The organism is Bdellovibrio sp. HCB288 (genome assembly GCF_047305935.1).
Lineage (GTDB): Bacteria > Bdellovibrionota > Bdellovibrionia > Bdellovibrionales > Bdellovibrionaceae > Bdellovibrio.
Genome location: NZ_CP178619.1, coordinates 428,286 through 443,034 on the forward strand (window position 1 = coordinate 428,286; position 14,749 = coordinate 443,034).

The following is a 14,749-nucleotide window of genomic DNA, read 5'->3' on the forward strand; positions in this document are numbered from 1 at the left end:
CAAGAACAGTTTCACGGATGCTCAGCTCCAGTTCACGAAGTTATGAATATATTTTTTAACATCGATTGAGGCAGAGTTAAACAAAACTTTCATAACCGAACAGTTCTGCTCTGCTTCCGTAAGGAGGACCTGGCACCTTTTATTTTTCTTTCAATTTCAGATAGACCTGGGGCTTTTTGCCCGCTTCTCCGGGGGTGGCCGCCAGAATAAACATCCGATCCGGCTCCACCCCCAGATTATTTAACTCCCCCATGATCAGATTACTGCGGGCCAGGGCCAATGCTTTCAGATCATCGACGGTAAAGTCCTGATTCTTTTTGCCCTGCGAAGCAGAACGCAGCATCTCCGCCAAGTCTGCTTGCTGGTACTGTCCCGTAATTTCAAGGGCCAGCTGCGGTCGATCCTTTAAGGCTTCAGCAATTTTAGACACCTTCACAGCCTCCTCGGCTGTCAAAGTTCGTTGGCCGGGTGCAAAGAAAATGTTTTGCAATTCAGGACCGCCACCCACCAAGCTCGAAATGAAATCAAAGGGCGACATGGCGATTTTGACCACCAGGTTCTTAATTGCCGTCCAAACAATGCTGCCCACGGAAAAATCCGGAGAGCTTACATCTCCTTCGATCGGAAGCTTGAATTTAATTTGCCCCTTGCGATCTTTCATAATGGCCAGGGCAAATTTGATCGGCCAATTGCTTTGTTTGCCGCCTTCGACTTTTTTCCCTAGGGTAAATTGATCCAGGAACACATTGTTATCGCCTTTGATTCGATGATTCACCAAAGTGTACTTCACATCCAGGAACAACTTCCCCTTGCTGATCTCATAGCCCGCAAATTTCCCGGCATAAGGCGTGAATGTCGTCATTTCGATGTTTTGAAAGCTCGAGGTGAAATCCAAGTTAGGCCACGGCTTTTTCGTAATGAAACTGCCTTTGCCTTTAAATTTTCCGTACTGCTCAACCATTCCGTTCAGATCAATACTCATTTTTTGACCAAGTTCAGATGAAATCGGCCCCAGAGAACCATTGAGATTGTGGATACGAGCCACAAAGCGCGGTCTGATTTGTTGATCTGAATAATCCAAACCACCGTTTTCAATCTTCAAAACCTTTACCAGGTATTGAAATCCTGGCGCAGATTCTTTCTGCTTCGCCGCCGCTGGGGGCCCTGCAGGTGTAAATGATGATTGAGGGGCCGGATCTGCTTTCTTCCCAGTACGCATCATCTCTTTCACGTTCAAGGTCCCATCAGCTCGCAAAGCCAGCGTCGTAACCAGCCCATCCACATTGACGTTTTCAACCGTCATCCCCAAGGGCTTGAATTTGAACTGAAACTTTTCGGCGATCAGAGTTTTCCACTTTAAAACCGGCAACTCCACTTCTTCTTGCTCTATCGCCAGGTCGTGAATTACCGGATCACCGTTCAGCGCAACAATCCCCTCCCGATAAACAAGATTTCCTTGAAAATTCAAAGTTCCTTTGGATAGGCGTAAGTACGTGGTGTCGGACAAATAGGCCGAAAGAAAACCCATCGGCAGGTCTTGGAAATCCAATTTCAAGTCGGCGGAGGTCGGCTTCATGTTCGCACTGCCGGAAATTACCATGCGTCCCTTGTCACCAACGGAAAACACCAGGCTTTCGATTTCCGAAGACTCTCCTATGGAGGTCGTGAAGTTCTCGATGTTTAAATTCAAGGGACCTATCGGTAAATGCAAAGGCGAGACGTGAGTGTGATCCCAGACATCCAAACCACTGTTCTCGATGGCCAGCCTCCGAAAGGTCACGGTCCAGGGTTTCCCGCTTGATTTGCTATCATCCTTTTTTTTCGCATCCGCCTCTGGGTCCGGCAGCAGCTCCCAATTGGTATTGCCTTTGCTGAAGATGATGAATTGTCCTTCGGCCTTTTTTAGATCAACGTACTTAAAATGGACTTCCCGTCTAAGAAGTTTCCACCAATCCCCGTTCATGGCGAAGGTTTCAAACTTCAAGCGGCTTATTTTATCGGTGGTTTTTTCAGCGGTATCGGGCAAATCGAAATCGGTGATTTCAAAATGAAAAGTATAGGGATTGAAATAGATTTTCCCAATCGTGGGAGTGCTGCCATATCGAGTCTGCAGAAATTTCTGTATCTGATTTTTTGCAATCCACGGAACCAGGAAAAAACCCAAAAGTGTATATATAAGAATGATTAAAGCCCCAATGATCAGGAGCTTTTGAAATCGTATTAAGAATTCCATGCAGTCATTCTTTCCAAAAGTCGGGGAAACTGTCGAGAGATCCAGCAAGAAATCAAACTTAGACCTGAGTCCAATTTACATACTCAGATTCAGCATTAATTTGGCTTAATAAATGGGACCATTGTTACGATACATACTGTATGAAAACAAAAGTCACCGCCAAAACTACGATGCTTGCGGGCTTTTTACTCGTTTCAACTTTAGCTGCCTGCTCTCCTTCAAACTCTGGTTTCCAAGCCGCTGCCTTACCAAGCACCGACTCGGACACTGACAACTCACAGTCTGTTCCTGATACGGGCGATACAACTGTGCCGACCACTCCAGATACTGATGATGGAATTACCGACAGTGCCAAGTCACTTAGAATCCATGCATTCTCTGATATGAACATCGACACCGATGGCACATACTCCAGCAACACAATATCGATTGTTAAGTCCATGATCTCCAAGCAACCTGCCGTGATCCTGGGAGTTGGCGATTACATCGATGGCGAAAAGACGAGTCTGTCTGATAGCACATACACGAAAATGTGGAGTGCGTTTTCCACAAAGGTTATGTCTCTCATGCGTGATGCGCGAATTCCATTCATGGCAACGCCGGGAAACCATGACGCGTATTACAGCCAGGAACGACGTCTGTATAAAACGTTCTGGGGAAACAACAAAGGCAAAGTCGAGTTCGTCGACGACAGCAACTTCCCGTTCTACTACTCGTTCGTTCAGGAAGATGTCTTCTTCGTTTCTTTGGATGATGCCAATTATTCAAACCTTTATAACCGCACAACTCAACTTGCATGGTTGAAAACACAGCTGACCTCTGCCCGCGCCAAGGGTGCTCGCGCCCGTGTGGTCTATGGTCACATTCCGCTGTATTCGATTGTCAGCACAAAAGCTAACAGCTCCACCGTTTATTCAAATGGTGTTTTGACGAGCGAACGACGCACCGCTGGAAGTAATACTCTTGAAGCAATCTTGTTAAACAACAATGTCGACTTGGTCATCTTCGGCCACTCCCATAGTTTTTATTCCGGCCACTATACCTATCCGGATGGTAAGAAATTGCAGGTTATCTCTATGCCGTGCGCGGGAAGTGCGCCCCGTTATCTGGTAGGTACCAGCACCAAAACTCCGGTGGGCTATGTGGAGCTGCTTTTCTCTGAAACCAATAAGCTCAGCATCCGCTATTTCAATTCTTCCGGCACTCAGCAAAGCCTCAGCTCCCTGCCCGCATCTCTTACGCTTGATTCCAAAAATGGCGTGAAGTACGTGCGGTAATCAGGCTTGCAGTAAAGTAATTTGGATTTTAAATTACACGGTTCTAGTCTCCGTATTTCATATACGGAGGCCGAATCATGCTTGCTACATTCATTTCAATTGCGCTTTTTGGTAACTACGCTCACAGCTATCTGGATCCTTACGACAGTCGCGCTGTAAGAACGTACAACTTGGAAGTTTCAGGTAAGGCTCTTCCGGAAAAATGTTTTCTACTGCAAAGACTTCCAGGACTTGAACCAAAGATCGATAAGGACGAAGACGGACTTTGCGGCCTGAATCTTTATGCCACCAGTAGCGATCACCCGAAAAATCAAAACTTCTATGCCTGCCCTAAGGTGAACAGCACCTCTGTTGCCATCGAATATTTTAAAGTTCCAAAAGGAATGAGTGAGGCGCAATTCCAAAAAACCGTTTGCACGCTAAACCGACCTGATAAAAAGAAATTAAAAGCCCGCGTGGGATATCCGGATAAAGAGGCCAAATTCAAATTTGCATCTCCGGGTGTTTCCGTGGGTAGTATTTTGGGTTACTCCCGTCTGAATCAGCTGTTTAAGGCCGTCGACATTCCGCCGGTTGTTCTGCGCACGGTTGATATAGACACTGTTCTGGATCAGGCGTTGGCCGGTCGCTACCTCAGTTTGCAAATGGGTAAAACCATCATCAATCGATACTGGCACTATCAGATTGGCCATCTGGTTCGCGCAAAACATGGAAACGTATCCCAACTCCCTGACGTCTACACCAAGCCACCTCATGGTTTAAGTCTTGTGCCTCCATCCTTTTACAGCGTTGGAAAGCGCCGCGGATTCTTGGACAGTTCATCGGATCATTGGAGCAATCTGATCCTGACCCAGGACAAGCAACAGGTCTTTGGTGTTTTGGCGGAAAATCCCGGCAATGAAGAATCTTACGGCGAAGTTTCGGGTTTAAAACAGTACAAAACCCGCATCGATCAGTTCCGTAACAGCAGCGTCTACTGGCCATTGGTGAAAGATGCCCGTCCGATCACACAAATTCTGGGCAGCAGAGACTTGGCGAAATCAGGACAGAAACTGCACGGCATGCAGGATACTTCCAACATGCTGGTCTTGGACTTCCTTATGAATCAGTCTGATCGAATCGGAAATGTCGCGTTCAAACGCCGCAAGTTCTTTAAAACTGCGCAAGGCACCTTGGACGATATGTCAGAGAAAAAATACAAAGAACTTCTGGCAAAACCTGCGAACACATTAACTCCGGAAGAAGTGGAAAAACTGAACGCCATCAAGCAGACCGGCGTTTCTTTGAAAGTCATGCTTCTAAAAGACAATGATGGTGGTTTTGACCTGAACGTCGCAAGAAAATATCATCTGATCGCCGATGTCAAAAAAACGTCTGCGACCTATGACTCTTGGAAAGACAATGCCGATTTATATCTAAATTCCACAATGGTCCTACGCCATTTCGCACCGAAGACCTACAAGGGAGTGATCCAATTGTATGGACAGGTGTTTGGCACGGCAGAAAGTCAGGCAGCCATGCAGGACTACTTCACGTCGACTTTACAGTTTACAGCGGGCGAATACAGAGTCTTTAAACACAACCTGCTAAGTCTTTACCGCGCCCTCTATCGTGGTTGCAAAACCGGAACCCTGTTTTTGGATTTGGACATGGAGGACTACTTCTCGGCCTATCCGAATCCTGTGCTAACAACAACACCGGGCGTGTGTGAGGGTCAATTCTAGTATGTTGGACTTTTCCGTTCTTAATTCATCCTTTGCCAACCCGACATGGATTTCGATCATCTATGCCTTCCTGCTTAGCTTTATTCTGGGCACGGCCCTGGCGGTGGCTTATGTGAAAACCTTTCGTGGGCTTTCCTATTCACTGAACTTTCTGCATGGCCTTGTGCTGCTACCGATTGTGATTGCCATCGCTATGCAGGCCATTGGCGATAATGTTGCCCGAGGTATTGGCATGATCGGGGCTTTGTCTTTGCTGCGTTTTCGCACCAACGTGAAAGACCCCCGGGATATGTTCTTTATTTTCGCCTCTCTCGCGGTGGGCTTGTCCTCGGGAGTGCACGCTTACGGCATCGCTATCCTGGGAACGATTTGCTTTATTCTGGCTCTGACAGTGCTGCAAAAGTCCCCTTTCGCTGCGGGCCCTCAGTTTGATGGTTTGCTGCGTTTGAATTTATCGCGGTCAGGATCAGATCAACGCGAAGTCGAAGGCGTTCTTGAAAAATCCTGCCGACATTTTGCATTGGCCACGATCCGTGAAATGGGTCAGGGCGAGCGTCTGGATTATTCTTACCAAGTGCGCTTAAAATCCTGTCAGACTTCGGCAGATCTGGTGGAAGAACTGGGCCGCATTACGTCAGTGCGCGGTTTGAATTTTATGAATCAAGAATCCGTGATCGAGGTGTAGGGTGAAATTTTCTGAGGTCGTCGGAACCGAGAACCGATTCTTGCTGGGCTGCTGGAGTGCCGCCGTTTTTCTGGTTTTGATTTTAGGCTTCATTCTGGGATCGGACCCTGTCAGTATTTTGGGAGTCGCCGAATCCCGGGAATTCCAGGTCAATTTTGACAGCCCCGTTGAAATCAAGCACATCTATGTTTTACCCAGCCAGATCGTGCGCAAAGGCGATTTGCTGGCTGAATTGGGTCAGTCCGAGTGGGATTCCCAGTTGCGAGTTTTAAAAAGTCGCTATGACAAACTCAACGCCGAAATGCACCTGCGCCAACAATTAGCCGGCGTCGTCAAGGACCTGGGCCATTTGGCTCCGCAGGCCGACCCCTTATTGGTGGACCTTGAAGATGCCCGCAAAGAAATGGTTTTGATTGAAGGCCGCATGAAAAATCTTTTTGTCTTTGCTGAAGTTGATGGCGCCGTGGGTGCCGTGAATTTCAAAAACGGCGAAAAAGCACCGGCCTTTGCTCCGCTGATTACTTTGGTTCCCCTCAATCCCACCTATGTAAATGGCTATATCAATGAAAACCTTTCCTCCACCCTAAAAGTGGGTCAAGTGGTCGAGGTCAACTCTGCCGGAGGCAAGGTCACGCGTGGTTCTGTGGTTAGCATCGGTTCCCGCATTGTGCAGATTCCCGAGCGCCTGTTACGGATTCAGACCTTGGCTGCCTGGGGACGCGAAGTCGTAATCAAGATCCCTCGCAATAATGAATTTCTTCTGGGAGAAAAAGTTTTTGTTCAGAAGAAATGGAGCCTGTCCTTGCTAAGCCGTGCCTACGCGGATGAGGTATTGTCAAATTCAGATCCAAATCAACAGGATCCACGTGAAATGGATATTCCGTTGAATATCGTTGAAACATTCAAGCCCGAGATGTCGGGAATTGTTTTTATCCCGGAACTGAAACAGTTTGCACTCATTTCTGACGACTATCCGGAAGACCATCCGGTCTTGTTTTTGATGAATGAACAAGGTCAGATTCAGCCACATCAAATTCAGCTGCCGGGAATGCCCACCATGGCCGACATCGAGTCCGTGTCCACGCAAGGGGACAACTTGTATTTGCTCAGCTCCTTGTCGACGACTAAAAAAGGAAAGCTGAAAGACGAAAGACATATTTTTGCACAGATCAAACGCCACGGACTTAGTTACAAGATTGAACATCATGTGGATCTGCGCACGCCTCTGTTACAGGCTCTTCGCGACTCTCGAGATCCAGCCCTAAATTCCATCTATGAGGCGGATCTACAGGCCGGCAAAGAGGGCTTTGAAATTGAAGGCCATGCCATAGACAAGAATGACTTGTATCTGGCACTGAAAGGACCTGTGCTCCATCGCAACGAAGGGCTGATACTGAAGGTTACTGACTTTGCCCCGGTCTTTTCGGGAACATTGAAGCCTGCGCAAGTCACCCTCGCCGCGCGTTTTCAAATGAAGCTCCCCCACCAGGATGTTGAATCGGTTTTGACCGATCTGATCAAACAAGGGGACTCGTTTTACGTGGCATCCAGTTGCCGAAAATCATCCTGCAGCGCCATCTGGAAATTGAATGTCGACACTGCTCAGACCGAATTGTTTCATGAGTTCCAAGTGCCTCATCTGGAGGGCTTGGCTATTCACCCGGAAACGCATCAGATATTTGCTGTTTTTGATAGCAAAGGCTCCAGCCCCTATGCCGTTGTCAGCCTGGGTGCTGAAAAAGGAACTCCCTGATGTTTCTAAGCTGGCTCCTTCTAGGGGGAATTTCTTCATTTGCGGTGACGCCGGAGCAGGTATTGAAAACCGCCTGGTCAGACTCGGCCTTTGTTTCCCAGGAAGAAATGCGCACCACCGACACTCGTAATCCCCTGCGCAATGTGGAGGGTTTTGCCAGTGTTGAAACCGAAGACAAAAAGAACGAATACGAACTGGGTGTAAAGTTTCAGTTCCGCTCCTGGCCCGAATGGAAATTGGGGTCCACACCGGAAGCCGGTCGAAAAGTTTTGAAAGATGCTTCACTTGCCTGGGCTTTGCACGAACGCTATCTGAATTTGGTTTCCTATGAAATCAGCCATAAAAAAATGGCCGTACTGGAAAACTCACTTAAATTGTCAGAGGGCTATCTAAAGGCGCAAAGTCTTTCGCTGCGTGCAGGCCGTGCTTCCACAAAATCTTTTTTGGGCGCACAGGGTGACATCTATAAGCTAAAACGCCTTGAAAACGTTATTACCCAGGAAAAAAAAGTGGCCACGAAAAAAATCAAATCCTGGGTGCCATCCTGGTCGGATGAATCTTTGACTGGATTTGATTTGCTCAGTGTGCAAGAAGTGGTGGACTCGGTCGGCAGCATTCCCCAGCCCGACACTTCCCTGTCAGCAAGAATCTCGCAAACCGAATTCAACGACTACAGTCGCGAGCTTGAAATTTTGCGGGGCCGTGAAGACCAGTGGATCAAGGGAATGGATATCTCCCAAACTCGCAAAGAGGACGAGATCGGATATAAGGTTGAGTTGACCGTGCAGTTGCCGCATCTGGGTTCCGACGACCTTTCCCGGCAAAAACAGAATGAACTGATTCTAAAAAAAGCCTTGAAACAGAAAGAAGTGGACGACAGCAAAGACCGTTTGCTGAGTTTGAAAAACCAAATTTTGAACTTAGCGGGTCTTTACAAGATGTCCAGTGCCGGCTTGAAAGAAAGTGGCAAGGTAAAAGGTGCAGACACTTTATCTGCTCTGGAAAACAAACTGATGCAGGAGCAAGGTGAATTGGATCTGCTCAGTCAGCAGCAGGAGATCCTGACGTTGTTTGTCGACTATCTGCTTGAAAGCGAACGACTGGCTGCAGAGCCTGAGAAAAATCATCTAAGTAAATCCCTGAAAGTGGTTAAACTGTGAGTAGCGGACCGGTTTCACCGCTCGCATTGGAGCGGTATGAATTGAAGTACTTGATCCCCGTCTCGATGGTCGAGCCGATTTCCCGCTTCGTGGAAACGTATTGCGAGATGGACTACTACTCGACCATATCGTCTGACAAGCACTACACCATCAACAGTCTTTATCTGGATACACCAAGTTTGTACCTGCTGCGCTTTAAAGAATCTGCGAACGCATTCAATTTTAATATGCGGATTCGTTCTTATGGTGACAATCCCAAACCGCCCTATTTTTTTGAAATCAAATATAAGCTGCAGGAATTCGTGCGCAAGAAGCGCGCCTTGGTCCACGAGGAAAACTGGGCCGAGATTTTGGAATGGGGAACTATACCGGAGCATATCAAAGAAAGTTCTCGCGGAAATCTGGAAGAGTTTCTAAGGGTCAAAATGACCTACAACACCGCACCGGTGATTTTGACCCAGTATCGACGGAAAGCTTACCTGTCCGTGGTCGACGACTACGCCCGTGTCACCTTTGATCGGGACTTGCGCTTTCAGGAAATGAACGACTGGCGTGTGAAACCCGATGAACAACTACTAAGTCATTACGATCATCCTGCTTCATTTGAGCAGCCCGATTGCAATGTCATTCTGGAGCTTAAATGCGAAAAAAAAATCCCCTATTGGATGGTCGATCTGATTCGTCACTTTCAATTGGAAGGCGGATCTTTTTCTAAGTTCGGAAACTCCATGATGACTCATCTGGGAGTCCCTGAGGTGGCAGCCCCGGGCAGACTGTATCTCTAATTATTGATCCCTTTTGATGGGGTAAAATTCACATACAGAGCTAATATCGCCGAATTAGTATCAATTTTTGATCCCCTCAAGCTAAACATGGAAGGCTTCCAGAAAGTATCCGATGATGTGTGTATGGAAGGAACACACATTATGAAAAAACTAATTATGACTATTTTGATCTTATCTGGAACTGCAGCACACGCTGAACCTCGCTTGTTCGCAACTTGCAAAAGTAACAACATCATTGTTACCACTTATAGCGATGGCAGTGACTTCGGAGCTTACTCGGTTAAGGTCGGAGAAGAGAGTGTTACTTATCAGGGTGCCTATGAAACCACTAACGGTTATACAAGATTTTTCTCCATGGGCTCCAAAGACTATGCTTCGATTTCACCAAAAACAGGCAAAGGCTCTGTGACGATTGCAGGAACAACGACTGAGCTAAATTGCACTATGGATCCCGGCGCCGACCCTCTGATCCATGCTCCAATCCAAAACTGCACACCATTGCCTCCTTGGGTGGGCTTCGGTGAGGAAACTCCTCTTTGTCAGGATCAGAATATCTGGGGCCACAGTTCAATGACAAACTTTCTTTGCTGCAAAAGACCGCCGGTTTAGGATAAAATCGCTACTATGAACAAGTCACACCCCCTCCTTATGATTCCAGGTCTTGCTTGCACCTCGCGACTTTACGAAGCGCAGGTGCAAGCTTTTGAAAAACTGGGCCCTGTGATCATCGCTGATCACAGGCAACAGGACTCCATGGAAGAAATCGCGAAATCAATACTTGCGAAAGCTCCGCCACAGTTTGCGCTGATCGGTCTTTCAATGGGTGGATATATTGCATTTGAAATTATGCGCCAAGCCCCTGAACGGGTTAGCAAGCTTGTCCTCATGAACACCTCTGCCCGTCCCGACACTGCAGAGCAAACAACGGCACGCAAAACCGCGATCGAGCAGACTCGTTCCGGAAAGTTTACAGAGGCTATGGAAGCGTCGTTGCCGTTTATTTTAAAAGATTTCGAAAATCCAGAACTAAAAAAAATATTTTTAAAGATGACCCAAGAGACCGGCCCCGAGGCATTCATTCGTCAACAGCATGCCATCATGGAAAGAATAGATTCCCGACCATCCTTGAAAAACATCCATTGTCCAACTCTGGTTTTGGCGGCGGCAGAAGACAAGCTGATTCCTGAAGAAGTGATGGCTGAAATCGCAAATGGAATTAAAGACGCAAAATTTATCAGCGTTCCCAATTGCGGGCACCTTTCGACGCTTGAGCAGCCCGAATTAACCACGCAAATTTTATTAGACTGGCTTCGATAGGCGACAAACATTCCAATAGCGCAAAACCGATATCGGCCGCCAGTGGTCAATGAGCTATGTTTGCTCTTTCCGATATCTCAAGAGCGCTTGCTCATCGTATTGAGGAAGGTCATCGGTAATCTTAAACCACGGTGACTTAACTTCGACAAAAATATGTTTGTCTGGTCGGTGACCTGGATCGTCATCTAGAGCTCCAGCGGCTATTTCAAACTTAGGGGATTTATCGGTCGGGTCTGGCACCGGAGAGCCACATGTCCCACAGAAAATACTTCGATATCCTGGCGGTGTGATTCGTACAGGTGCATCGTAAATTTTAATGAGCTCAGTGCCTTTCAAAAATCTGAAACCCTTCCTTAAAACTCCGACAGCCGGCAGAAATGCAGAGCCAGTTGTTTTGCGACAACGACTGCAATGACAAAGCTCAAATGGCCCGGTCACTGTTTCGACTTCAAATTCAACGCCACCACAGAGACAACTACCTCTAATCATGGTATCCCCCGTGAACAGCCTATCAAAAGCCTCACAGAATCACAGCCGGTTATGCTAAAATCCAAATCTTTGAAGCCACCCGATAACCCTAAAGAGCTTCGTCGCCGACGGCGGCGAAGGCTTGTTTGGTTTTTTCGCGGACTTCGTCACGTTTTCTGAATCTGTCCATCAGCGAGTACACGCAGGGAACTACGAACAAGGTCAGGATTGTCGATACAAGTACGCCCCCGATCAGACACAAGGCCATTGGACGCATGGTTTCGGAACCAGCACCGGTTGCCGTCGCTGATGGGACCGCGGCGGCGATGGTCGCAATGGATGTCATCAGGATCGGACGCAAACGGATAGGACAAGCTTCAATCAAAGCCGCATTTGCCTCGGATGTTCCGCGATCGCGAACCGTATTGGTGAATTCAATCAACAGGATCGAGTTCTTTTTAACGATACCCATCAATAGCAACAACCCGATCATCGAATACATATTCAAAGACTGACCCGTGATTAGAAGCGCAAAAAACGCTCCCGAGAAACTGAACGGCAACGCCATCAGAATCGTCACTGGATCAATAAATGAATTAAACTGCGAAGCCAGAACCATGTAGGCAATCACCAGACCCATGATCAAAGCAAAGATCAAACTTTGGAAGGACTCCTGGAAAGTCTTCGAGGAACCCTGTTGCTCGATCATGTAACCCGGCTCTAACGTGCTCTTGGCAATTTTCTCGATTCTTTCCATGGCCTCTTGTTGCGAAGCGCCCGGCTTCAAATTGGCCGTGATGGAAATCGCACGCTGACGGTTGGAGCGCGAGATACTTTGCAAAGCTTTGGTGGTTTCCTGTTTGGTCACACGATCAATAGGAATCAGGTTGGCATTCGTGTTTCCAATCAAAAGTCTTTTGATCTCGACCATCGCATCTTCTTTTTTGGTATCAAGCTGAACTTTGATATCGTAGCGATGTCCACCTTCAGGATACTCCCCGGCTTTCACCCCACCAATCAAAGCACTGACTGTCGTTCCGATGGAAGCCACACTGACACCGTGCTGAGCCGCCGACAGGCGATCCGGTTTCACCTGGATCTCTGGCATACCCAACAGGTAGTTGGAATCCACGTCGACCATCATTCCGGTCTTCGTCATCTCTTCCATGATTTTTTGCGAATAGCCCGCAAGCTTCTCCCAATCAGAACCCATAACGGTGAACTCGATCGGATAACCACGACCGCTTGAGAAACCACGCTGAGACATATCCATCAAAATCGGACGCACGTCTTTGATTTTAGAAAACGCCTCACGAGTCACTTGCATGAATTGCTGCTGACTTAATCGTTTGCCGGTTTTCTCGTCCTTCGGACGATCTTTGTAATCCTTCATGGTGATAAACATCATCGCCGTGTTGGCGTCAGAGATACCGCCCCCGAAACCACCGATACTTGCAAAGACCTGCTTAACTTCCGGGCGAGTTTTTAACCAGGCTTCAGCTTGCTTCACTTGACCGTTTGTGTAGGCCAATGAGCTTCCCACCGGAAGGACAATGCGCGCCAGGAAAATACTTTGATCCTGTGCGGGTGACATTTCCTTCACCAGGAATTTGATGGACACAAACGAAATAGCCACAAATACCAAAGAAGCCAGGATCACAGTCCAGCGCTTGTTCAATGATTTGCGCAGCCATTTTTCATAGCCGACCTTCATAGTTTCCATGAAATTCTCAAAAGCCTTGCCGATTTTTGTCGAGCGCTCACCGTGATGAACAAAACCCGCACAACGCATTGGCGTAATCGTTAAAGACTCCACCAACGACAGGAAGACCGCGATGGAAATCGTCACCCCGAATTGCATAAAGAAAGCACCGATGATGCCCTTCATGAAAGCCACCGGAAGGAAGATGGCAATAACCGCAGCGGTTGCTGCCATCGCGGCAAAGGAAATTTCCCGGGCCCCTAAGATCGCAGACTCAATCTGTCCCCGCCCGTCTTCGTTGTACCTGAATATATTTTCCAGAACCATGATGGCATCATCGACGACAATACCAATCGCCAAAGTCAGACCCAAAAGTGTGAAGGTGTTTAAGGTGTATCCAAGGAAGTACAAACCAATGAACGCCCCCAACAAGGAAGTCGGGATGGAGAGCAAAACGTTGAAGGTCGCAGACCACGAACCCAAGAATGCCCAGCACACCAAAGATGTCAGGATTACTGCCAACACCAAGTGATGAGTCAGCTCACCCACGGATTTTTCAATGAACTGAGTACTGTCAAAGTTCACGTGAATCTTCATCCCCTCGGGCAATTGCGATTGAATTTCCTCAGCTTTGGCTTTCACTGCTTTGGCAACGGCCACCGCATTGGTACCACGCTGCTTACGAATACCCAGACCCAACGCCGTTTCGCCATTGAAGCGCGAAATGCGTGTGATCTTATCAAGCCCCATGCTGACATCGGCAACCTGGCCGATTTTCACCATATTAAGGGAGTCTGACATTTGGCGACCGGCACGCTTGCTGATCACGATGTTTTCAAACTCACTGATGGTTTTTGCTTCGCCCATGGTGCGCACGTTGTAATTGCTTTTTTCAGTCTCAATGTATCCACCCGGCTCTTCCGAGTGCTCGGCCTTGATTGCGTCGATCACGTCATTGACAGAGATATTGTACTGAGGAAGTTTTTTAGTGTTCACGAATACGCGCAAAACCGGATCTGTATAACCACCCAGGAAGATATCGCCCACGCCATCCACTGTCGTAAAACGATCTTTCAGATAGTCACGGGCATACTTCATCAGGAATTCCAGATCGCCTTTATCGTAAGTAAGCGCCAGCCACAGAATCGGCTGATCATCCGGATTGGTTTTGGAAATTGTCGGAGGATCCACTTCATCCGGCAGCTGTCTTTGCGCACCGGAAACTTTTGCTTGCACGTCTTGCAAAGCAAGATCAATGTTCCGATCCAGGGAGAATTCCACTGTAATAGTTGCCGATCCGGTCTTGGAACTCGAGGTGATACTTTGGACCCCTTCGACTCCCATCAGTGCACTTTCTATAACATCTACAACCTGAGTCTCCATAACTTCGGGGGCCGCGCCATCCAAAGTCACACTCACTGAAACCGTAGGAAAATCCACATCCGGCAGTTGGCTAAGTCCCATCCTTGAAAACGAGATCAATCCAAAGATCATCAAACCAAACATCAACATCCACGCAAATACTGGATTCTTGATGGAAATATCCGAAATTCTCATAACCCACTCCCTGGCCCTAAATCATCCAAACTAGTGTAACAAATCAAGGTCTCACCAACCATGAACAAATGTGAATTCACGACCTGTC

General features: G+C 47.7%; 11 protein-coding genes. 8 read left to right on the forward strand and 3 right to left on the reverse strand.

Annotated features, from left to right (window positions below; genetic code table 11):
* Positions 1 to 139 precede the first annotated feature (139 nt).
* A complete protein-coding gene (locus ACLVWR_RS02095) occupies positions 140 to 2,233 on the reverse strand; it encodes a DUF748 domain-containing protein (RefSeq protein WP_413582299.1) in 2,094 nt (697 codons plus the stop codon).
* 140 nt (positions 2,234 to 2,373) lie between these two features.
* On the opposite strand from ACLVWR_RS02095, the gene ACLVWR_RS02100 reads away from it, so the two are divergent.
* The 8 genes from ACLVWR_RS02100 (at position 2,374) to ACLVWR_RS02135 (ending at position 10,934) form a co-directional block, all read left to right on the forward strand.
* Complete coding sequence (locus ACLVWR_RS02100; protein ID WP_413582300.1) at positions 2,374 to 3,510, forward strand: metallophosphoesterase family protein; 1,137 nt, start codon at positions 2,374 to 2,376, stop codon at positions 3,508 to 3,510.
* 77 nt (positions 3,511 to 3,587) lie between these two features.
* Entirely contained in the window at positions 3,588 to 5,234 is a 1,647-nt protein-coding gene (locus ACLVWR_RS02105) for a hypothetical protein (protein ID WP_413582301.1), read from the forward strand.
* Between the two features lies 1 nt (position 5,235).
* On the forward strand, positions 5,236 to 5,919 hold the full coding sequence (locus ACLVWR_RS02110; RefSeq protein WP_413582302.1) for a DUF4956 domain-containing protein: 684 nt from the start codon (positions 5,236 to 5,238) through the stop codon (positions 5,917 to 5,919).
* A 1-nt stretch (position 5,920) separates the two neighbouring features.
* A complete protein-coding gene (locus tag ACLVWR_RS02115; RefSeq protein ID WP_413582303.1) occupies positions 5,921 to 7,672 on the forward strand; it encodes a DUF3616 domain-containing protein in 1,752 nt (583 codons plus the stop codon).
* Entirely contained in the window at positions 7,672 to 8,832 is a 1,161-nt protein-coding gene (locus tag ACLVWR_RS02120) for a hypothetical protein (RefSeq protein ID WP_413582304.1), read from the forward strand. The genes ACLVWR_RS02115 and ACLVWR_RS02120 overlap by 1 nt, the downstream gene beginning before the upstream one ends.
* A 41-nt stretch (positions 8,833 to 8,873) precedes the next feature.
* Positions 8,874 to 9,617, forward strand: coding sequence for a VTC domain-containing protein (locus ACLVWR_RS02125; protein ID WP_413582305.1), 744 nt, complete (start codon positions 8,874 to 8,876; stop codon positions 9,615 to 9,617).
* A 141-nt stretch (positions 9,618 to 9,758) separates the two neighbouring features.
* Positions 9,759 to 10,226, forward strand: coding sequence for a hypothetical protein (locus ACLVWR_RS02130; RefSeq protein ID WP_413582306.1), 468 nt, complete (start codon positions 9,759 to 9,761; stop codon positions 10,224 to 10,226).
* 15 nt (positions 10,227 to 10,241) lie between these two features.
* Positions 10,242 to 10,934: an alpha/beta fold hydrolase gene (locus tag ACLVWR_RS02135; protein ID WP_413582307.1), complete on the forward strand. Its 693-nt coding sequence runs from the start codon at positions 10,242 to 10,244 to the stop codon at positions 10,932 to 10,934.
* Positions 10,935 to 10,988: 54 nt separating this feature from the next.
* Here ACLVWR_RS02135 and ACLVWR_RS02140 read toward each other — a convergent pair whose 3' ends face one another.
* Entirely contained in the window at positions 10,989 to 11,423 is a 435-nt protein-coding gene (locus ACLVWR_RS02140) for a GFA family protein (protein WP_413582308.1), read from the reverse strand.
* Between the two features lie 88 nt (positions 11,424 to 11,511).
* Positions 11,512 to 14,661, reverse strand: coding sequence for an efflux RND transporter permease subunit (locus tag ACLVWR_RS02145; protein WP_413582309.1), 3,150 nt, complete (start codon positions 14,659 to 14,661; stop codon positions 11,512 to 11,514).
* Between the last annotated feature and the right edge of the window lie 88 nt (positions 14,662 to 14,749).

Coding starts and splice junctions, on each gene's coding strand:
- ACLVWR_RS02095 (WP_413582299.1), bottom strand. CDS start 2,233: ATGGAATTCTTAATACGATTTCAAAAGCTCCTGATCATTGGGGCTTTA.
- ACLVWR_RS02100 (WP_413582300.1), top strand. CDS start 2,374: ATGAAAACAAAAGTCACCGCCAAAACTACGATGCTTGCGGGCTTTTTA.
- ACLVWR_RS02105 (WP_413582301.1), top strand. CDS start 3,588: ATGCTTGCTACATTCATTTCAATTGCGCTTTTTGGTAACTACGCTCAC.
- ACLVWR_RS02110 (WP_413582302.1), top strand. CDS start 5,236: ATGTTGGACTTTTCCGTTCTTAATTCATCCTTTGCCAACCCGACATGG.
- ACLVWR_RS02120 (WP_413582304.1), top strand. CDS start 7,672: ATGTTTCTAAGCTGGCTCCTTCTAGGGGGAATTTCTTCATTTGCGGTG.
- ACLVWR_RS02130 (WP_413582306.1), top strand. CDS start 9,759: ATGAAAAAACTAATTATGACTATTTTGATCTTATCTGGAACTGCAGCA.
- ACLVWR_RS02135 (WP_413582307.1), top strand. CDS start 10,242: ATGAACAAGTCACACCCCCTCCTTATGATTCCAGGTCTTGCTTGCACC.
- ACLVWR_RS02140 (WP_413582308.1), bottom strand. CDS start 11,423: ATGATTAGAGGTAGTTGTCTCTGTGGTGGCGTTGAATTTGAAGTCGAA.
- ACLVWR_RS02145 (WP_413582309.1), bottom strand. CDS start 14,661: ATGAGAATTTCGGATATTTCCATCAAGAATCCAGTATTTGCGTGGATG.